The organism is Actinacidiphila acidipaludis (assembly GCF_019890725.1).
In the GTDB taxonomy this organism is placed as follows: Bacteria; Actinomycetota; Actinomycetes; order Streptomycetales; family Streptomycetaceae; genus Actinacidiphila; species Actinacidiphila acidipaludis.
This window is the reverse complement of the sequence record NZ_JAINZZ010000058.1, coordinates 24,457-43,702: the sequence shown is the minus strand read 5'-3', so window position 1 is coordinate 43,702 and position 19,246 is coordinate 24,457. Positions and strand designations below refer to the sequence as shown.

Genomic DNA, 19,246 nt, shown 5'->3' with positions numbered 1-19,246 from the left:
CGAACCAGACCCACCGGACGGAAAGCGGAACCGCGGCGCGCCGCACGGCGTCCTGGACAGCGTGCGGCACAGTGGCTCCATGATCAGGGTGCGCGCGGCCGGGCTGCTGCTCACCGCGGCGTATCTCTGCTTCGTCGCCTGGCTGCTGCTGCGGCCCCACTACGCGGCCTGGGTGCCCGCGCCCAATCTGCGCCCGCTGGCCACGATCCGTTCCGACCTGGCGTCCGGGCCGCTGCCCGCCGCGCGGCGGCTCAGCGAGGGCCTGGGGCTGCTCGCGCCGCTGGGCGTGCTGCTGCCGATGGCGGGCGGACGGGTGGACGTGCCGGCCTTCACCTCGTTCGCGCGGACGGTCTTCGCCGGGCTGATGGTCTCGCTGGCGCTGGAGTTCACCCAGACCCTGGTCCCGGGCCAGCTCTTCGACGTCGACGCGCTGCTGCTGAACACCGCCGGTGTCGCGGCGGCCCACCTGCTGGTCGTGCCGGGGGCCCGGCGCAGGCTGCGGCAGCGCCGGCCGGCCGTCACCGCCCCGCAGCCGGCCCCGGCGCCCGCGGGCCTGGTGCCGTAGCTCCCGGCCGCGCCCCGACGGTTTCCCGCCCTCGGACGTCGTCGGGCCGCGCCGTGCGGACACCGGGCCCGGGCGGGTCCCGTACGCCGCGCGGCGCGGCCTGGAAGGTGCGTTCGGGGTGCGGTCAGCCGCCGAGGATGCCGCTGCCGGCCGGCAGGCCGCCGAGCAGGCCGGAGACCGGGGCGACCTGGTTGCCCGACACGTGGTTCCCGGACGGCAGCAGGCCGTTGGTGGGCAGCGCGGAGGTGCCGTTGCTCACGGCGTGGCCGGCGCCGGCCGCCGAGTCGGCGGCACCCGGCACGAGGCCGGTGGCCTGGCCCACGGGCAGACCGCCGAGCGCGCCGGTGGCACCGGCCAGGTCGGCGGCGGAGGCGGAGCCGGCCGCCGCGGCGACGGCCGCCAGTCCCAGGGCAGCCGTGGTGAGGGTCTTCTTGGTTCGGGTTTGCATAACTGCGGAACGTAGCCATCCCTTCACCGCCGGTGCAAGCGGCGCGGGCCCGCCGGGCCCGCGCCCCCGCCGTCCCCCGGCTGACGTGGGGTCAGCTCCCGGACCGGGCAGACCCGCTGGCCACGGGCGGTGTGCCGGGGCCGGGCGTGAACAGCCACTCGGCCTTGAGCTCGGCGTATCCGGGCTTGATGACCTCGTTGATCATCGCGAGACGTTCGTCAAAAGGAATGAAGGCGGACTTCATCGCATTGACGGTGAACCACTGCATGTCGTCCAGGGTGTAGCCGAAGGCGTCGACGAGGTGCTCGAACTCGCGGCTCATCGAGGTGCCGGACATCAGGCGGTTGTCGGTGTTGACGGTGACCCGGAAGTGCAGCCGCCGCAGCAGCCCGATCGGGTGCTCCTCGTAGGACTCGGCGGCGCCCGTCTGGAGGTTCGACGTCGGGCACATCTCCAGGGGGACGCGCTTGTCCCGCACGTACGAGGCCAGGCGGCCGAGCGACACCTCGCCGCCCTTGCGCTCGATGTCGTCGATGATCCGCACCCCGTGGCCGAGCCGGTCGGCGCCGCACCACTGCAGCGCCTGCCAGATCGACGGCAGGCCGAACGCCTCGCCCGCGTGGATGGTGAAGTGGTTGTTCTCGCGCTTGAGGTAGTCGAACGCGTCCAGGTGCCGGGTGGGCGGGTAGCCGGCCTCGGCGCCCGCGATGTCGAAGCCGACGACGCCGGAGTCCCGGTAGCGGTTGGCGAGTTCGGCGATCTCCTGGGAGCGGGCGGCGTGCCGCATCGCGGTGAGCAGGGCGCCGACGCGGATCCGGTGGCCCGCCTCGCGGGCCCGCTGCTCGCCCAGCCGGAAGCCCTCGTTGACCGCCTCGACGACCTCCTCCAGCGTCAGCCCGCCCTCCAGATGCTGCTCGGGGGCGTACCGCACCTCGGCGTAGACCACGCCGTCGGCGGCCAGGTCCTCGGCGCACTCGGCGGCCACCCGCACCAGGGCGTCGCGGGTCTGCATCACCGCGCAGGTGTGGGCGAAGGTCTCCAGGTAGCGCTCCAGCGAGCCGGAGTCGGCCGCCTCGCGGAACCACGCGCCGAGCTTCTCCGGGTCGGTCTCGGGCAGCGCGGTGTAGCCGGTCGCGCGCGCGATCTCGACGATGGTGGCGGGACGCAGGCCGCCGTCGAGGTGATCGTGCAGCAGGGCCTTGGGGGCGCGGCGGATCTGTTCGGGGGTCGGGACGCTCGGTGTCGGGTTCTGCATGGTCGAACAATAGCTCCTACGCGCGTAGATATCGCGTACGCGCCGACTATTTTCCGCAGGGCCATACAGAGCACACCCTCTCGTCTGCCAAGGTTGCCGCATGGCTTCGCAAGCTTTACCGGCGCGCGGCGCACGGCTCGGGCGCCAGGTGGTCCCCGGGCTGGTCCCCGGGCCCCGGTCGCGTGACCCGCACACCGGCGAGACGGTGCGCGCGGTGGTGCTCGCCCTGCCCGGCGGCGACGCGCTCAGCACCCGGCGCCGCTCCCCGCTGGCCGCCGCCATGATCTGGCCGCTGGCCCGGCACCTGGTGCGCGAGGGGCAGGCGGACGGGCTGGCCGCGCACGTCGTCCACTACCGCTTCCGCGGCTGGAACGGCGGTCACGCGCATCCGGCCGAGGACGCCGAGTGGGCGGTCGGCGAGGCCGTGCGGCGCTACGGCGACGTGCCGGTGTGCCTGGTCGGCGTGGACATGGGCGGGCGGGCGGCGCTGCACGCGGCCGGCCACCCGGCGGTGACGTCCGTGGTGGCCCTCGCGCCCTGGCTGCCCGGCGGACCCGAGCCGGAGCCGGTGAAGCAGCTCATCGGGCGGCGCGTGCTGCTCGTGCACGGCACGGAGGACGACTCGACGGTGCCCGAGCTGTCCTACCGGCTCGCCGAGCGGGCGAAGAAGGTGAACCGCGACGTCTGCCGGTTCGAGGTGCACTCGGACGGGCACGGGCTGCACCAGCACCGCGCCGAGGTGTCCGCGCTCACCGCGGACTTCGTCCTGGGCAACCTGCTGGACCGGCCGTTCGCCCGGCCTGTGGCGGACGCGCTGGCCGCGCCCCCGCCGCTCGGCCTGCGGATGCCGCTGGCCTCCGGCTTCGGCCGCTCCCTGCGCGACTGAGCCGGGCAGCCTGCCGCTCTCTGCCAGGCGGCCGCCACGGGCACGGCCTGGCAGGCGGACCACGACCCAGGGCTCACATCGGGCGGGCACACCACTGGGCGCTCACAGCAGACGCCCCTTGCGGGAGAGCAGGAACGTCTTGAAGGCCGCGACGGGCGGCGGGTCGGTCTGGCCCGCCTGCCAGGCCACCCCGATCTCGCGCACGGCCCGCTGACCGAGCACTTCCAGCTCGGCGACGCCGGGCCGGGGCACGGCAGGCGGCGGAAGCAGGGCCACACCGAGTCCCGCCGCGACCAGCCCGCGCAGGGTCTCGGCCTCCTCCCCCTCGAAGGCCACCCGCGGTGTGAACCCGGCCTCGGCGCAGAGCGCGTCGGTGATCCGGCGCAGCCCGTACCCGGGTTCGAGGGTGACGAAGGGGTCGGCGGCCACCTCGGCCAGCCGCACCCGGCGCCGTCCGGCGAGCCGGTGCCCGGCCGGCAGCACCAGCCGCAGCCGCTGCTCGTCCAGCCGCCGCACCACCAGCCCCGGCTCGTCCGGCAGCGGCGACGTCAGGCACAGGTCGAGTTCGCCCGCCCGCAGCCGCTCCAGCATCGCCTCGCCGTAGGTCTGCACGAGCTGGAACCGCACCCGCGGATGATCGGCACGGAAGGCCCGCAGCAGGCCCGGCACGGTCTCGGAGCCGAGGGTGTGCAGGAAGCCGAACGCCACCCGGCCGCCGCCGGGGTCCGCCTCCAGCCGCACCGACTCGGCCGCGCGTTCCACCTCCGCGAGCGCGCGCTCGGCGGCGTCGCGGAAGGTGACGCCCGCCCGGGTCAGCCGAACCGCGCGGCCCTGCCGGGCGAACAGGGTGACGCCGAGGTCCGCCTCCAGCCGCGCCAGCGCACGGCTGAGCGTGGGTTGCGGCATGCCCAACTCCTGCGCCGCCCGCGTCACATGCTCGTGCCGGGCGACCGCGGCGAACTGCGCCAGGCGCGGCGCGAGCAGCGCCGCCCACCCGTCCGCGGCCGTTCCCGTGCCAGCCGGCGGTGTGTGTTCGGTCGCCTCGTGGACCACGACTCCCCCTCGTCACCTGTGGTGATGCTTCACCGCATCAATCATGCCTCTTGCATGCATTGGACGCATGGAAGAACGCCGCCCTACGTTCGGGACATGACCTCCGCCGACACCGGGGCGGCGGCACTCGGCCGCCACGACGCCGCCCCCGCTCCCGCCGCCCCCGACTCCCGTCTGCGCAAAGGCACTTCGGCGTACCGCCGCGCGAACCTCGCACTGTTCGCCGCCGGCCTGGCCACGTTCGCGCTGCTGTACTCCACCCAGGCGCTGCTGCCCGCGCTGTCCACCGGGCTGCACCTGTCGCCCGCCCAGGCCAGCCTGACGGTGACGGCGTCGACCGGTGCGCTGGCGGTGGCGCTGCTGCCGGTCAGCGCGCTCAGCGAGAAGTACGGGCGCACCCCGGTGATGACGGCCTCGGTCTTCGGCGCGTCCCTGCTGGCGCTCGCGGTGCCCTTCGCCCCGAACCTGGCCGTGCTGGTGGCGCTGCGCGCGGTGCAGGGCGTGGCGCTGGCGGGACTGCCGGCGACCGCGATGGCGTACCTGGCGGAGGAGGTCCACCCGTCGGCGATCCCCTCCGCGATCGGCCTGTACGTCGCGGGCAACTCCATCGGCGGCATGAGCAGCCGGGTCGCGGGCGGCGTGCTGGCGCAGGCCTTCGGGTGGCGGACGGCGCTGCTGGCCGTCGGCGTGACCGCGCTGGCCTGCGCGGTGGCGTTCCGGCTGCTGGCCCCGCGGGCACGGCACTTCACGCCCGGCCCGGTCCACCCGGCCGCGCTCTGGCGCACGGTGACCGGTCACGTCCGCGACGTTCGGCTGCGCCGGCTCTACCTGCTGGGGCTGCTCTTCATGGCGGTGTTCGGCGCGGTCTACACGGTCCTCGGCTACCGGCTGACGGCGGCGCCGTACCACCTGTCGCAGACGGCGGTCGGCGCGATCTTCCTGGTGTACCTGGTCGGCACGGCGGCCTCGGCCGCGTCCGGCGCACTGCAGGGCCGCCTGGGCCGGCGGGGCGCCTTCACGGTGGCGCTCGTGCTGTGCGCGGCCGGGCTGCTGCTGACGCTGGCCGGGCCGCTTCCGCTGATCCTGCTCGGCCTGGTGCTGATCACCGCCGGGTTCTTCACCGGGCACTCGGTCGCCTCGGGCGCGGTCAGCCGGACGGCGACGACCGGGCGGGCCCAGGCGTCGGCGCTGTATCTGACGGCCTACTACATCGGCAACAGCGCGGGCGGCAGCGTCGCCGCGTCCGCCTACCACCTGGCCGGCTGGGCCGGTGCCGCGGCGGTGGCCCTGGCGGCCGTCGTCCTGGCCGCGGGGCCCGCACTGCGGGCCGTGTCCGGGCGGCGCACCGCCGCCGCCTGACCGGGCCGCTGCCCGGTCGGGCGAGCGGACGGGTCAGGCGATGCGGTCGAGGACGATCGGGGTGGGCGCGGGGGCCGAGCCGGGGGCGGCGACGGTCACCGCGTCCTCCAGCGCCTGGAGGGCGTAGCCGAACTGCTCCGGGGTGTCGGTGTGCAGGGTCATCAGCGGCGCGCCTTCGGTGACCGCGTCACCGGGCTTGGCGTGCAGTTCGATGCCCGCGCCGGCCTGGACCGCGTCCTCCTTGCGCGCGCGGCCCGCGCCCAGCCGCCAGGCGGCCAGGCCGACCGCGTACGCGTCGAGCCCGCTGAGCACACCGGTGGCCGGCGCGGTCACCACGTGGGTCTCGCGGGCGACCGGCAGCGTGGCGTCCGGGTCGCCGCCCTGCGCCCGGATCATCCGCCGCCACACATCCATCGCGGAGCCGTCGGCAAGCGCCTTCGCGGGGTCCGCGTCGGTCAGGCCGGCCGCGTCCAGCATCTCGCGGGCCAGGGCGAGGGTCAGCTCGACGACGTCCGCGGGACCGCCGCCGGCCAGCACCTCCACCGACTCGCGCACCTCGAGCGCGTTGCCGGCGGTGAGGCCGAGCGGCACCGACATGTCGGTGAGCAGGGCGACCGTCCGCACGCCGTGGTCGGTGCCGAGCCCGACCATCGTCGCGGCCAGCTCCCGCGCGTCCTCCAGGGACTTCATGAAGGCGCCGGAACCGACCTTGACGTCGAGCACGAGCGAGCCGGTGCCCTCGGCGATCTTCTTGGACATGATGGACGAGGCGATCAGCGGGATCGCCTCCACCGTCGCGGTCACGTCCCGCAGCGCGTAGAGCTTCTTGTCGGCCGGGGCCAGTCCGTCACCCGCCGCGCAGATGACCGCGCCCACCTCGTCCAGCACCGACAGCATCTCGGCGTTCGAGAGCGTCGCCCGCCAGCCGGGGATGGACTCCAGCTTGTCCAGGGTGCCGCCGGTGTGGCCGAGGCCGCGCCCGGAGAGCTGCGGCACCGCCGCGCCGCAGGCCGCCACCAGCGGGGCCAGCGGCAGCGTGATCTTGTCGCCGACGCCGCCGGTGGAATGCTTGTCCGCGGTGGGCCGGGACAGGCTGGAGAAGTCCATCCGCTCGCCGGAGGCGATCATCGCGGCGGTCCAGCGGGCGATCTCGGACCGGTCCATGCCGTTGAGCAGGATCGCCATGGCGAGCGCCGACATCTGCTCGTCGGCGACCACGCCCCGGGTGTAGGCGTCGATGACCCAGTCGATCTGCTCGTCGCTGAGCCGGCCGCGGTCGCGCTTGGTACGGATGACGGAGATGGCGTCCATGAATCTCGGTTCCTCGAAGGGTTGGTGCGGCCGGCGGCCGCGGGTGGGCGGCGGCGTGGGGCCGCGGGCGCGGCGCCGGGGTGGGGCGCCGCGCTGCGACGGTCGCGGGCCGGTTCAGCGGTCCAGGTCGTCCGGCCCGAACGCGTCGGGCAGCACCTCGCTCATGGTGCGCACCCCGCGCACCGTCTCCACCAGCAGTCCGGGGCCGCCGTGCTCCCACAGCAGCTGCCGGCACCGCCCGCAGGGCATCAGCACGTCGCCCCGCAGGTCGACGCAGGTGAAGGCGACGAGCCGGCCCCCGCCGGAGGCGTGCAGCGCCGAGACCAGGCCGCACTCGGCGCACAGGGCGACGCCGTAGGCCGCGTTCTCGACGTTGCAGCCGACGACGACCCGTCCGTCGTCGGCCAGCGCCGCCGCGCCGACCGGGAAGCCGGAGTAGGGCGCGTAGGCCCGTTCCATGGCCTCCCGGGCGGCGCCGCGCAGCGCCTCCCAGTCCACGGCACCGGCGTCGGGGCCGGGACGCGGAGTGTCAGCGGGGTCGGTCACTTGCCTTCTCCCTTGCGGTACGGCAGGCCGTCCGCCTTCGGCATCCGCAGCCGCTGCGCGGACAGGCCCATCACGAGCAGTGTGGCCACGTACGGCGTGGCCTGCACGACCTCGTCCGGCACCGTGTCGGTGGTCAGGTACCACACGGACAGCAGCACCGCGAAGGCCAGCGCGATCGCCGCGCCGATGCGGGCGCCGCGCAGGAACTTCCAGATCGCCATGCCGAGCAGCAGCACGGCCAGCAGCAGGAGCAGGGCGTGCACCGAGGGGCCGCCGTTGCGCAGCTGGAGGCTGTCGGCGTAACCGAACAGGCCGGCGCCCATGGCGAGGCCGCCCGGCCGCCAGTTGCCGAAGATCATGGCGGCCAGACCGATGTAGCCGCGGCCACCGGTCTGCCCGGCCAGGTAGAAGTGCGTCTGGATCGCCAGGAAGACACCGCCGAGGCCGGCCAGCGCCCCGGAGACGATCACGGCGATGTACTTGTAGGTGTAGACGTTGACGCCCAGCGACTCGGCGGCCACCGGGTTCTCACCGCAGGACCGCAGCCGCAGACCGAACGGGGTGCGCCACAGGACGAAGAACGTCCCGGCGAACAGCACGATCGCCAGCAGGGTCAGCGACGAGATGTTGGTGACGAAGCCGCCGACGATCCCGGCCAGGTCGGAGAGCAGGAACCAGTGGTGTTTCTCGACGGTGTCCAGCCAGTGCGACAGGCCCGGCACGGTGAAGTGCTTGATGTCGCCCATCGGCGGTGACTGCTTGGGGGTGCCGCCCTTCTCGGCCGCGGACCCGTCGGTGAACAGCTTCTTGGCCAGGTAGGCGGTGACGCCCGAGGCCAGGATGTTCATCGCGACACCGGCGATGATGTGGTCGACGCCGAAGGTGACGGTCACGATCGCGTGCACCAGGCCGCCGGCCGCGCCGCCGAGCACACCGGCCAGCACCGCGAGCCACGGGTTGGTCTGCCAGCCCGCCCAGGCGCCGAAGAAGGTGCCGAGGATCATCATGCCCTCGAGGCCGATGTTGACCACGCCGGCCCGCTCCGACCACAGGCCGGCCAGGCCCGCGAGGCCGATCGGCACCGCGCTGGACAGGGCGCCGGCGATCTGGCCGGCGGAGGTGACGTCGTTGGCGCCGGTGATCGCCCGGACGGCGGCGACCAGCACCAGGGCGGCCGCGATGACCAGCATGACCACCGCGGGGGTGAACCTGACCCGGCCGCGCCTGGGGGCACCGGCACGCGGCGCGGCGGCCGGCGGAGTCTGAGTAGCCGTGGCGCTCACGCCGCAACCTCCTGCTTTTCCTTGGTGCCGGCGGCCGCGAGCTCCGCGCCGACTTGGCGTTGCTGCCGGGTGATGCCGTAGCGGCGGACGACCTCGTACGCGATGACGACGGCCAGGACGATGACGCCCTGGATGACGCCGACGATCTCCTTGTCGTAGCCCTCGAACTCCAGGCCGTTGGAGGCGCGCTCCAGGAAGGCCCACAGCACGGCGCCGACCGCGACGCCGATCGGGTTGTTGCGGCCGAGCAGGGCGACCGCGATACCGGTGAAGCCGATGCCGACGGGGAAGTCGGTGCCGTAGTCGTAGGACTCGTTGAGCAGGGTGGGCATGCCCACCAGGCCGGCCATCGCGCCGGAGATCAGCATGCTGGTGATCACCATGCGCTTGACGCTGACGCCGGACGCCTCGGCGGCCGACTGCGAGCGGCCGACCGCCCGCAGGTCGAAGCCGAAGCGGGTGCGGGACAGGCCGTACCAGTAGACCAGGCCGGCGATGACGGCGAGGACGATGAAGCCGTCGACCGGGCCGCCGGTGGTGTTGAAGTTGAACAGGTGGCCGGAGGACGGCAGCGGCTTGGTGGAGACCATGTTGGCGCTCTTGTCGAGCACACCGAGCCGGCCGCCCTGCAGGAAGTACCCGATCACGATGCCCGCGATCGAGTTCAGCATGATCGTGGAGATGACCTCGCTGACCCCGCGGGTCACCTTCAGCACGCCGGCGATCGCCGCCCAGACGGCGCCGACCACCATGGCGGTGACGATGACGAGCGGGATCTGGATGATCCCCGGCAGGGACACCGCGCCGCCGGCCGCGGCCGCGAAGAACGCGGCGAGCCGGTACTGGCCGTCCACACCGATGTTGAACAGGTTCATCCGGAACCCGACCGCGACCGCGAGACCGGCCAGGTAGTACGTGGTGGCCTTGTTGAGGATGTAGACCTGGCTGTCGGTCTTGTCACCGTAGTTGATCATGACGTGGAAGGCCGTGAACGGCTCCTTCCCGGTGGCCACGATCACCAGCGCGGTGACGATCAGCGCGCCGACCACGGCGAGCACGGGCGCGGCGATCCCCAGGATCAGCCGGTCCTTGTCGAACTTCTTCATCGGTCCTCTCCCCCGGACGTCGCGGACCCGTCGGTGTCCTCGGAGCCCACGGTGGCCGCGGCGGCCGCGGGGTCTCGGTCGTGTTCCAGATGGCCGCTGGCCGCGCCGGTCATGGCCGAGCCCAGCTCCTCCGGGGTGATGGTGGCGGGGTCGGCGTCGGCGACGAGCCGCCCGCGGTACATCACGCGCAGCGTGTCGGACAGGCCGATCAGCTCGTCGAGGTCGGCGGAGATCAGCAGCACGGCCAGGCCCTCGCGCCGGGCCTCGCGTATCTGGTCCCAGATCTGCGCCTGCGCGCCGACGTCCACGCCGCGCGTGGGGTGCGCGGCGATCAGCAACTTGGGCAGATGGCTCATCTCGCGTCCGACGATCAGCTTCTGCTGGTTGCCGCCGGACAGCGAGGCCGCGGTGACCTCGATACCAGGGGTGCGGACGTCGTACTCCCGGACGATCCGCTCGGTGTCCCGGCGGGCCGCGGCGGTGTCGATGAGGAAGCCCTTGCTGTTGGGCCGCTCGGTGACGTGGCCGAGGATCCGGTTCTCCCACAGCGGGGCTTCCAGCAGCAGGCCATGCCGGTGCCGGTCCTCGGGGATGTAGCCGATGCCGTCCTCGCGCCGCTTGCGCGTGGGGTCCTGCGAGATGTCCTGGCCGTCCAGCACCACGGTGCCGCCGTCCGGAACGCGCATGCCCATGATCGCCTCGACCAGTTCGGCCTGGCCGTTGCCCTCCACACCGGCGATGCCCAGCACCTCGCCCTTGTGGATGGTGAAGTCGATGTCGTCCAGCACGACGCGCTCGACGCCGTCGAGGTCGACCTCGGCCATCCGCAGGGCCTGGACCGTCAGCATCGCCTGGGTGGTGACGGTGGACTCGCGGGTCTCCGGCGAGGGCAGTTCGCTGCCGACCATCAGCTCGGCGAGCTGCTTGGTGGTGGTGCTCTTCGGGTCCGCGTTGCCGACGGTGGTGCCGCGGCGGATGACGGTGATCTCGTCCGCGACCGACAGCACCTCGCCCAGCTTGTGGGAGATGAAGATGACGGTCAGGCCCTCGGCCTTGAGCTCGCGCAGGTTGTCGAAGAGCGCGTCGACCTCCTGCGGGACGAGCACGGCGGTCGGCTCGTCGAGGATGAGGATGCGGGCGCCGCGGTAGAGGACCTTGAGGATCTCCACGCGCTGCCGGTCGGCGACGCCCAGGTCCTCGATCAGCACGTCCGGCCGGACGCCGAGCCCGTAGGAGTCCGATATCTCCTTGATCCTGGCCCGCGCCCGGCCGCCGATCCCGTGCAGCTTCTCGCTGCCCAGGACGACGTTCTCCAGCACGGTCAGGTTGTCGGCGAGCATGAAGTGCTGGTGCACCATGCCGATCCCGCGCGCGATCGCGTCGCCGGGGTCGCCGAAGCTCACCTGCTCGCCGTTGACGGCGATGGTGCCCTCGTCCGGCTTCTGCATGCCGTAGAGGATCTTCATCAGCGTGGACTTGCCGGCGCCGTTCTCGCCCACGAGGGCGTGCACGGTGCCGCTGCGCACGGTGATCTCGATGTCGTGGTTGGCGACGACGCCGGGGAAGCGCTTGGTGATGCCGCGCAGTTCGACGGCGGGTGGACTCGTGGACGCGTTGATGGCGCACTCTCCTCGGGGGAAAGGCTCGGGGCGGGGCGGTTCGGGCGGTGGGGGCGAAGGTATCGCGGAAACCTTGCGCTACGCGCGTAGCGTGACCGTATCGGCACGCAAACGGAGGCCCGGCGGGGGTGCTTCAGCAACCCCCCGCCGAGCCTCACGGTCATGCTTGTTCGTACAGCCCGGTCACGGGGTCGACTTGACCTTGATCTGACCGGAGACGATCTTCGCCTTGGCGGCGTCGATCTGCGACTGGATGTCCGTCAGGAAGCCGCCGGAGGTCGCCAGCGAGACACCGCCGGTCTTCAGGTCGTAGGCGTTGGTGCCGGTCTTCGCCTTGCCGTCGTGGACGGACTTGATCAGGTCGTAGACCGCCACGTCGACGTTCTTGACCGCCGAGGTGAGGATGCTGTTCTTGTACTTGGCCAGCGCCGCGTCCTGGTACTGGTCGGAGTCCACGCCGATCGCCCAGGCGCCGGACTTGCCCGCCACCGCCTGGATCGAGCCGTCACCGGAGAGGCCGGCCGCGGTGTAGATGACGTCCACACCGTTGTCGAGCATGCCCTGGGCCTTGCCCTGCGCCGACGTCGGGTCGTTGAAGCCCTTGGTGTCGGTCTCGTACAGGTACTGGTCGGTGACCGTGTCGGACGGCTTGGTGTCCTTCACGCCCTGGTCGAAGCCGGCCTGGAAGGTGCCGATCAGGGTGTTGTGCACACCGCCGATGAAGCCGACCTTGCCGGTCTTGGACTTCAGGGCCGCGGCGACACCCGCGAGGTAGGAGCTCTGCTCGGTCGAGAAGACCATGCTGTCCACGTTGGACGAGTCGACGACGGAGTCGACGATGCCGAAGGTGGTCTTCGGGTACTTCGCGGCGATCTTCTTGACCGCGTCGCCGTAGGTGAAGCCGACCGCGATGACGGGGTTGTAGCCCGCGCCCGCCAGCAGGTCCAGCCGCTGCTCGCGGTCGGACTCCGTCTCGCCGTTGCTGGCCGTCTGCTCCTTGTGGCCTATATTGAACTCCTTGTCGGCCTTGTCCATGCCACGGGCCGCGGAGTCGTTGAAGGAGTGGTCGCCACGGCCGCCGACGTCGAAGGCCATGCCGACGCCCTTGTTGCCGTCTTTGCCACCCGACGACGACGAAGTGGTCGAGCTGCTACCGCAAGCGGTAGCGGTCAGCGCGAGAGCCGCGGACACGACACCGGCCGCGGCGATCTTGGATACCCGGCGCAAGAGGGTCCCCTTCAGTCTGAAGCGCCCCGTCCGGCGCTGGCTAAGCCCGGAGCTTAACGCGCGTAGATGTCAGGTAAAGACCGAATGAAGACCCGTTATCGGATCGACGCATTTCGGCCAGGTGAAGCACCGGTGACCGGTGCCTCACCCCGCGTCAGAACGCCAGTCCACAGGGCGATCGACGACGCCCGCGGGCCTGCTCAGGAGAGCAGCGCCGCCGCTGTGAAGAGTTCCACACCGACCGCGATGGCGCCCTCGTCCACGTCGAAGTCGCCCTGGTGCAGATCGCGCTTCGCGGTGTCGCCGACCGGCCGCACACCGAGTCGCGCCAGCGCGCCCGGAACGTGCTCCAGGTACCACGAGAAGTCCTCGCCGCCCAGGCTCTGCTCGGTGTCCTCGACGGTGTGCGCGCCGAACTTCGCGGTCATCGCGTCGCGCAGCAGCTCCACCGAGCCGGCCTCGTTGACCACCGGCGGCACGCCGCGCTGGTAGGTGATCTCGCACTTGGCGCGGTAGATGGAGGCGATCTGGTCGATCACCTCGTGCACCAGGTCCGGTGCCTCGTGCCAGGCCACCAGGTCCAGGCAGCGGACCGTGCCCTCGATCTCGGCGTGCTGCGGGATGACGTTCGCCGCGTGACCGGCCTCCATACGGCCCCACACGATGCTCAGGCCGGAGCGCGGGTCGACCCGCCGGCTCAGCGCGGCCGGCAGCTCGGTGGCGAGCTTGGCGGCGGCCATCACCAGGTCGGTCGTCAGGTGCGGGCGGGCGCTGTGCCCGCCGGGGCCGTCCAGCACCAGCTTGAGCCGGTCGGCGGCGGAGGTGATCGGGCCGGGGCGCAGACCGATCCGGCCGACCTCGACCTTGGGGTCGCAGTGCACGGCGAGGATACGTTCCACCCCGTTCAGCACACCGGCCTTCACCGCGTCCAGGGCACCGCCGGGCATGACCTCCTCGGCGGCCTGGAACAGCAGCCGGACCGGCCGCGGCAGGCGCCCCTCCTCGGCGAGGCGGGCCAGCACCAGGCCGGTGCCGAGTACGACGCTGGTGTGCACGTCGTGACCGCAGGCGTGGGCGCGGCCCTCGACGGTGGAGCGGTACTCGACCTGCTTCGTGTCCGGCACCGGGAGGGCGTCCAGGTCGGCGCGCAGTGCCAGCCGGCCGCGGGCCGGGTCGTCGGCGCCGATGTCGCAGATCAGGCCGGTGCCGTTGGGCAGCACGCGGGGGCTGAGTCCGGCGGCGGCCAGGCGGGCCCGCACCTTCTCGGTGGTGCGGAACTCCTGGCGGCCGAGTTCGGGGTGGCGGTGCAGGTCGCGGCGAAAGGCGATCAGCTCGGCGCGGAGGTCTGGCGGCAGGGCGGGCTCCAGGGTCGCACTCTGCGGGAGGACGGCTGCGTCGTCCGGGTCCGGGGGGTCCTGCGGGAGGACGCCCTGGGGAAGGGCGGCGTCCTGCGGGCTGCCCGCACCTGGCGACCCGGCGGCCTCGGACGACGCGCCGGAAGGATCTTCTGACGGCGCTGCGGGTGAGTCGTTCACCTCAGTCAGGGTATGCCCCACGACCGGCTCCTCTTGAATGATCGGAAAAATAAGGTGCTACGGGAGGAGAAGAAGTCGCCCGATCGGCGCATAGCGGATCTTCCTCGAGGGTATGCCCACCCTTTTGGGGTCCGGGCTCGCTGAAACCCATCATTGCCCAACGAGCGCCGCGTCGCGAGGCAACGCGGAACGCCGGGGGCGCGGTGCGGCGGCGCCGGGCTTCCCGCGCCGGCCGCGCCAGGCCCCCACCTTACGACCGCCCCCGCACCCCGCCGCGATCTTCTGGCCGCAACCTGCCGCCCCGCCCCGCAGCCGACGGTGCCGTTCGGGATCGCTCTGGACCTGAAATCCCTGACGCCGTGAGGGCCGGAGCTCGTACCCTCCGCTCATGACACAGGACATCACGGGGCTGGCCGTCGCCGAGTTCGGGTTTCCGGGGCCGCTGCGGGACAAGCTGGTGGCGGCGATCCTGAGCGGGGCGAAGACCTCGACGACGGGGCTGCTGGCCGCCTACGAGGCGGAGGGCGAGGCGCTGCCCGAGCCCGGCTCGCGGTCCGTGGTCGTGGACTCGCAGGAGCGGCCGGTCGCGGTGATCGAGGTCGACGAGGTGCGGGTCGTCCCGATCGGCGAGGTGGATCTCGCCCATGCGGTGGACGAGGGCGAGGGCGACACGTCCCTCGACACCTGGCGGGCCGCCCACGAACGCTTCTTCACCAGCGAGCCGATGCGGGAGATCCTGGGCGACCCCGGCTTCACGATCACGGACGCGACGCCCGTCGTCCTGGAACGCTTCCGGCTCGTCGCCCGCCTCACCTGAGGAACCCGGCGGCCGGCGGACGGCCGCCGGGGGACGGCCGCCGGGGGACGGCGTCACTCGGCGAAGATGTCCTCGGCACGGTCGACGGTGATGGCCCGGTTGAACCACAGCCGGACCAGGTCCGAGTCCTTGCAGCTCTCGACCCGCTCCCGCACCTCGTCACTGACCTCGATCCCGCGCAGCTGCAGCACGGTGATCGTGTCCTCCGCCCGGCTCTGCACGCGGCCCTCCTCGCGCACCTTCTCCGCCGTCACGGACCGGAAGAACGAGGTGGGGATGGCCATGAGGTCCCTCCAGATCTCCGCTGCCACCATGAAGGGGAACGTACGGGTACACCCATCCGCAAAAACGGTCCTGCTTGGGCGAATTCACTCTTTCGTGGTCGAACTGCGAAGGCAGGCAACCGAATTCGGTCACATGCGGTCAGGGGCCGGTGTCGCAGGGAGCCGCGGGGCGGGCGCAGGGACCACGCTTCCGGGCGTCCTCGAAGGGCGGCGCAGCGTCCCTTTTGGGATAATGCGCGGGCGCGTTCGCGCTGCCGCACCGGGCGACCGCTTCGCCCCTTCTCTCCTGGTTTGCCCCGCTTCGGTGCCGGGCAAGTGCCGCGTGAGGAAGGGAGCGTCCATGTCCCGACTCCGTGTACTCGTCGTCGGCGCCGGATTCGCCGGATACGAAGCCGCCCGCGCCCTGCTCAGGCACCGCGGTCTGCGCGGACACGTCGAAGTCGCCCTGATCAACCCCACGGACTACTTCCTGTACCTGCCGCTGCTGCCGCAGGTCTCCTCCGGGGTGCTGGATCCCCGCCGGGTCGCGGTGTCGCTGCCCGGCACGCTGCCGCAGGCCCGGCTCGTGCTCGGCGAGGCGCACGGCGTGGACCTGGACCAGCGCACGGTCTCCTACACCGGCCCCGAGGGCGACACGGGCAGCATGTCGTACGACCGTCTCGTACTCACCGTGGGCAGCGTCAACCGGCTGTTGCCGATCCCGGGGATCGCCGAGCACGCGCACGGCTACCGCGGCATGCCCGAGGCCCTGTACCTGCGCGACCACATCACCCGGCAGATCGAACTGGCCGGCGCCACGGACGACCCGCGGGAGTGCGTCGCCCGGTGCACGTACGTCGTGGTCGGCGCGGGCTACACCGGCACCGAGGTGGCCGCCCAGGGCAAGCTCTTCACCGACGCGCTGGTCAGGCGGCACCGCGTGCTGCGGTACCGGGACCCGCCGCGGTGGCTGCTGCTGGACATCGCCGAGCGCGTGCTGCCGGAGCTGGACCCGCACCTGTCGCGGACCGCCGACCGGGTGCTGCGCCGGCGCGGCGTGGAGGTGCGGACCGGCCAGACGGTGCAGGAGGCCACCGCCGACGGCGTGGTGCTGAGCACCGGCGAGGAGGTCGCCACCCGCAGCCTGATCTGGTGCGTCGGTGTGCGGCCGGACCCGCTGGTCGACCGGGTGGGTCTGACCACCGTCAAGGGCCGCCTGGTGGTCGGGCCGGATCTGACGGTCCCGGGTCACCCCGAGGTGTTCGCGGCCGGGGACGCCGCCGCCGTGCCGGACGCGACCCGCCCCGGGTCGTACACCCCGATGACCGCGCAGCACGCGACCCGCCAGGGCAAGACCCTCGCCCGGAACGTCGCGGCGTCGCTCGGCTACGGCACGGCCCGCCCCTACAAGCACCACGACCTCGGCTTCGTCGTGGATCTCGGCGGGGCCCAGGCGGCGGCCAATCCGCTGGGCGTGCCGCTGTCCGGCGTCGCCGCCGGGGCCGTCACCCGCGCCTACCACCTGTGGGCGATGCCGGCGAACCGCTCCCGGGTCGCCGCCGAGTGGTTCCTCGACGCGGTGCTGTCCAAGCAGGCGGTGCAGCTCGGGATGGTGCGGTCGACCGCGGTGCCGCTGGACACCGAGTCGCCGGAGCTGCCGCGGACGCTGCCGACCGGGGGCCGGCAGGCGCCCTGACCGGGGAACCGTCCGCCTGACGCCGGCAGCCCGCGAATATCGATGGCCCGTGGACGCGGGCGGAGCGTACCGTCGCGCGCATGACGGCAGCCGAGGGGCACTCCGACGTGCCCGCAGACGCGGTGATCAGGGCCGAGACGGCCGGTGACGTGGCGGCGGTACGGGAGCTGCAGGCGCTGGCCTTCGGAGATCCGGAGCGGGTGCCCGGGCTCGTGGACGCGCTGCGGTCGGCGCCGGCGGCGCTGCCGCCGCTGTCCTTCGTCGCCGTCGACGGCACCCGCGTCGCCGGGCACGTGATGCTGAGCGCGTGCCGGCTGGACGCACTGCCGCGGCTGGTCGACATGTACTCGCTGTCCCCGCTCGGCGTGCATCCGGAGTACCAGGGCCGCGGGATCGGCACGCGGCTGGTCGCGCACGCGCTGGCGGCAGCCGACGCGGCGGGCGTCCCGCTGGTGTTCCTGGAGGGCTCGCCGCGCTACTACGGCGCCCGCGGGTTCCGTCCGGCCGAGCAACTGGGCTTCCGGGCACCGTCGTTGCGGTACCCGCCGGGCGCGTTCCAGGTGGCGGCGCTGTCCGCCCACGAGGAGTGGATGACGGGCACGTTCGTCTACTCCGAGACATTCTGGGCACAGGACTGCGTGGGCCTGCGCGAGCCCGACCTCTCGGCCGTGACCGCCGCGATTTCCGCGGGCTGAGCATCGAAGAACGGGTCCACGACGGCCTCCCAGGGCCGCCCGCGCGGACGCGCGCACCCGGCCGCGGGTGGGAGCCTTCATGGTGTCGCGTTCGGCCCGCACAGCGTCCCCCAGGAGCTCAGCACACCCTGCCTGACCTGGGCTTTTACCGGCCCGCCCGGTTACGATGGCCGCTCCTGCGGGAGAGGGGGCCGGGTGGAACCGGACCGGACGATCCGTACCGTCGAGGACGTACTGGCGCTGCTGGACGGGCTGTTCGCGCCCGAGGCCGACCGCTGGACGGAGGGCGGGGGCAGCGCGTGGTGGGACGGGTTCTACGCCGACCCGGCGAAACCGGTGCCGTTCTTCGTGGACAAGCCGGACGAGAACCTCGCCGGCTGTCTCGACCGCGGCCTGGTCGCCCGGGGCGGCCGAGCCCTCGACCTCGGGTGCGGGCCGGGGCGCAACGCCGTGTTCCTGGCCGCCCAGGGCTTCGAGGTGGACGCCGTCGACCTCTCCCCCTCGGCGATCGCGTGGGCCGCGGAGCGGGCCCGGGCGGCCGGCGTCGAGAGCCGCGTCCACTTCCACCGCGGCGACGCCTTCACGCCGGACGCCGTGGGCCGGGCCGGCTCCTACGACCTGATCTGCGACTCGGGCTGCTTCCACCATCTGCCGCCGCACCGCCGGATCAGCTACCTCGCCCTCCTCGACCGCGTCCTGGCACCGGGCGGCCACCTCGCCCTGACGTGCTTCGCCTCCGGGGCCATGGGCTCGGAGCTTTCCGACGCCGCCTTCTACCGCGAGGGCCGTCTCCACGGCGGTCTCGCCTACACCCCGGCGTCGCTGCGCGCGATCTTCTCCGCCTTCACCGTGCGGGAGTCGCGCCGCATGCGCCACGAGCCCCCGTCCTCCCCCCACTTCGGCCACCCCTTCCTCTGGACCGCCCTCTTCCAGCGGCCCCGGGAGTGATCCGCCGCGCCTCTCAGGCGGCCGGGGAGGTCCGCCCGGAGGGGCGTCGTCGGGGCCGGGTTCGCCGTGGCCGGTGAACACCAAGTGCGGGGCGTCGTCGCCGCCCTCGATGGTCGAGATCTGCGGCTGGGTCATCCCGGCCCGGCGCGCCACCTCGGACTGCGACAGGCTCAGCGCGGCCCGGCGGTCGTACACCGCCTGCCCGAGAGCGAAGGCGTACCCGGCCTCGACGTAACTCGGGGATGGTTCACGGTCGGGCTGCCTCCGCTCGGTCGTATGTGTGCCCAGCCGGGCCGTGCTCAGCCTCGCACAACTCCCGTACCGGTCGCCCGCACCCGAGCGCGGCCGACCGGCCACCCTCCACGCCGGCACCGCCCGTAAGTGCACGCATGTTTTTGCAGAGTTGAGTCTGTATTCAACGAAAGTGGATACGGATATTGCACGCGTGTGTCGGGGAGGCTACGGTCCCCCTGCACCGTCCAGCGACCGGCGCACGGCCGGCCCCCCACACCAGCCCCCACACCGATTCCCCCCGCCAACCCCCCACCCGGTGTCCCCGCACCACTTCGCGGAACGTCACCTCACGCGCCTGCTCCGGTAGCCGGTGCGGCGGTCCGCCGTGCCCGGGCGCGCC

The 19,246-nt window shown here is 72.8% G+C and carries 18 protein-coding genes and 1 pseudogene; 7 read left to right on the top strand and 12 right to left on the bottom strand.

What is annotated here, in order from left to right; translation table 11 throughout:
• Window positions 1-79: 79 nt before the first annotated feature.
• A complete protein-coding gene (locus K7862_RS30490; RefSeq protein ID WP_222968034.1) occupies window positions 80-565 on the top strand; it encodes a VanZ family protein in 486 nt (161 codons plus the stop codon).
• A 124-nt stretch (window positions 566-689) separates the two neighbouring features.
• On the opposite strand, the gene K7862_RS30485 is transcribed toward K7862_RS30490, so the two are convergent.
• Together K7862_RS30485 and K7862_RS30480 are read right to left on the bottom strand one after the other, a co-directional pair.
• Entirely contained in the window at window positions 690-1,013 is a 324-nt protein-coding gene (locus K7862_RS30485) for an ATP-binding protein (RefSeq protein WP_222968033.1), read from the bottom strand.
• 91 nt (window positions 1,014-1,104) lie between these two features.
• Complete coding sequence (locus K7862_RS30480) at window positions 1,105-2,268, bottom strand: adenosine deaminase (RefSeq protein WP_222968032.1); 1,164 nt, start codon at window positions 2,266-2,268, stop codon at window positions 1,105-1,107.
• Window positions 2,269-2,368: 100 nt separating this feature from the next.
• Between K7862_RS30480 and K7862_RS30475 the strand changes: the two genes are divergently transcribed.
• Window positions 2,369-3,154 carry a dienelactone hydrolase family protein gene (locus K7862_RS30475; protein WP_222968031.1) on the top strand — a complete coding sequence of 262 codons (786 nt, stop codon included), beginning with the start codon at window positions 2,369-2,371 and terminating at the stop codon, window positions 3,152-3,154.
• 102 nt (window positions 3,155-3,256) lie between these two features.
• On the opposite strand, the gene K7862_RS30470 is transcribed toward K7862_RS30475, so the two are convergent.
• Entirely contained in the window at window positions 3,257-4,207 is a 951-nt protein-coding gene (locus tag K7862_RS30470; protein WP_222968030.1) for a LysR family transcriptional regulator, read from the bottom strand.
• A 96-nt stretch (window positions 4,208-4,303) separates the two neighbouring features.
• On the opposite strand from K7862_RS30470, the gene K7862_RS30465 reads away from it, so the two are divergent.
• The gene (locus K7862_RS30465) at window positions 4,304-5,566 is read left to right on the top strand and encodes an MFS transporter (RefSeq protein WP_222968029.1); all 1,263 of its coding nucleotides are present in this window, start codon (window positions 4,304-4,306) and stop codon (window positions 5,564-5,566) included.
• Window positions 5,567-5,599: 33 nt separating this feature from the next.
• On the opposite strand, the gene K7862_RS30460 is transcribed toward K7862_RS30465, so the two are convergent.
• From K7862_RS30460 to K7862_RS30435, 7 genes are all read right to left on the bottom strand, one after another.
• Window positions 5,600-6,877 carry a thymidine phosphorylase gene (locus K7862_RS30460; protein ID WP_222968028.1) on the bottom strand — a complete coding sequence of 426 codons (1,278 nt, stop codon included), beginning with the start codon at window positions 6,875-6,877 and terminating at the stop codon, window positions 5,600-5,602.
• Window positions 6,878-6,991: 114 nt separating this feature from the next.
• Window positions 6,992-7,423, bottom strand: a complete 432-nt coding sequence (locus K7862_RS30455) for a cytidine deaminase (RefSeq protein WP_308012276.1) — start codon at window positions 7,421-7,423, stop codon at window positions 6,992-6,994.
• Window positions 7,420-8,706, bottom strand: coding sequence for an ABC transporter permease (locus K7862_RS37930; RefSeq protein ID WP_308012275.1), 1,287 nt, complete (start codon window positions 8,704-8,706; stop codon window positions 7,420-7,422). The genes K7862_RS30455 and K7862_RS37930 overlap by 4 nt, the downstream gene beginning before the upstream one ends.
• Window positions 8,703-9,812 carry an ABC transporter permease gene (locus tag K7862_RS30450; protein ID WP_222968024.1) on the bottom strand — a complete coding sequence of 370 codons (1,110 nt, stop codon included), beginning with the start codon at window positions 9,810-9,812 and terminating at the stop codon, window positions 8,703-8,705. The genes K7862_RS37930 and K7862_RS30450 overlap by 4 nt, the downstream gene beginning before the upstream one ends.
• A complete protein-coding gene (locus tag K7862_RS30445) occupies window positions 9,809-11,431 on the bottom strand; it encodes an ABC transporter ATP-binding protein (RefSeq protein WP_308012278.1) in 1,623 nt (540 codons plus the stop codon). Before K7862_RS30445 ends, K7862_RS30450 begins: the two co-directional genes overlap by 4 nt.
• Window positions 11,432-11,614: 183 nt before the next feature.
• The gene (locus K7862_RS30440) at window positions 11,615-12,658 is read right to left on the bottom strand and encodes a BMP family lipoprotein (protein WP_222968023.1); all 1,044 of its coding nucleotides are present in this window, start codon (window positions 12,656-12,658) and stop codon (window positions 11,615-11,617) included.
• 200 nt (window positions 12,659-12,858) lie between these two features.
• Window positions 12,859-14,013 (bottom strand): M20 family metallopeptidase, encoded by a 1,155-nt coding sequence (locus tag K7862_RS30435; RefSeq protein WP_262414076.1) that lies wholly within the window; start codon window positions 14,011-14,013, stop codon window positions 12,859-12,861.
• Between the two features lie 568 nt (window positions 14,014-14,581).
• Between K7862_RS30435 and K7862_RS30430 the strand changes: the two genes are divergently transcribed.
• On the top strand, window positions 14,582-15,010 hold the full coding sequence (locus K7862_RS30430; protein ID WP_222968022.1) for an ASCH domain-containing protein: 429 nt from the start codon (window positions 14,582-14,584) through the stop codon (window positions 15,008-15,010).
• A gap of 53 nt (window positions 15,011-15,063) precedes the next feature.
• On the opposite strand, the gene K7862_RS30425 is transcribed toward K7862_RS30430, so the two are convergent.
• On the bottom strand, window positions 15,064-15,324 hold the full coding sequence (locus tag K7862_RS30425) for a hypothetical protein (RefSeq protein ID WP_262414064.1): 261 nt from the start codon (window positions 15,322-15,324) through the stop codon (window positions 15,064-15,066).
• Between the two features lie 310 nt (window positions 15,325-15,634).
• Between K7862_RS30425 and K7862_RS30420 the strand changes: the two genes are divergently transcribed.
• From K7862_RS30420 to K7862_RS30410, 3 genes are all read left to right on the top strand, one after another.
• Entirely contained in the window at window positions 15,635-16,969 is a 1,335-nt protein-coding gene (locus K7862_RS30420) for an NAD(P)/FAD-dependent oxidoreductase (RefSeq protein ID WP_222968021.1), read from the top strand.
• Between the two features lie 80 nt (window positions 16,970-17,049).
• Window positions 17,050-17,664: a GNAT family N-acetyltransferase gene (locus tag K7862_RS30415; protein WP_262414063.1), complete on the top strand. Its 615-nt coding sequence runs from the start codon at window positions 17,050-17,052 to the stop codon at window positions 17,662-17,664.
• A 195-nt stretch (window positions 17,665-17,859) separates the two neighbouring features.
• A complete protein-coding gene (locus K7862_RS30410) occupies window positions 17,860-18,612 on the top strand; it encodes a class I SAM-dependent methyltransferase (RefSeq protein WP_222968020.1) in 753 nt (250 codons plus the stop codon).
• 81 nt (window positions 18,613-18,693) lie between these two features.
• Here K7862_RS30410 and K7862_RS37925 read toward each other — a convergent pair.
• Window positions 18,694-18,900, bottom strand: a pseudogene (locus K7862_RS37925) (helix-turn-helix domain-containing protein); the annotation flags it as partial.
• Window positions 18,901-19,246 lie beyond the last annotated feature (346 nt).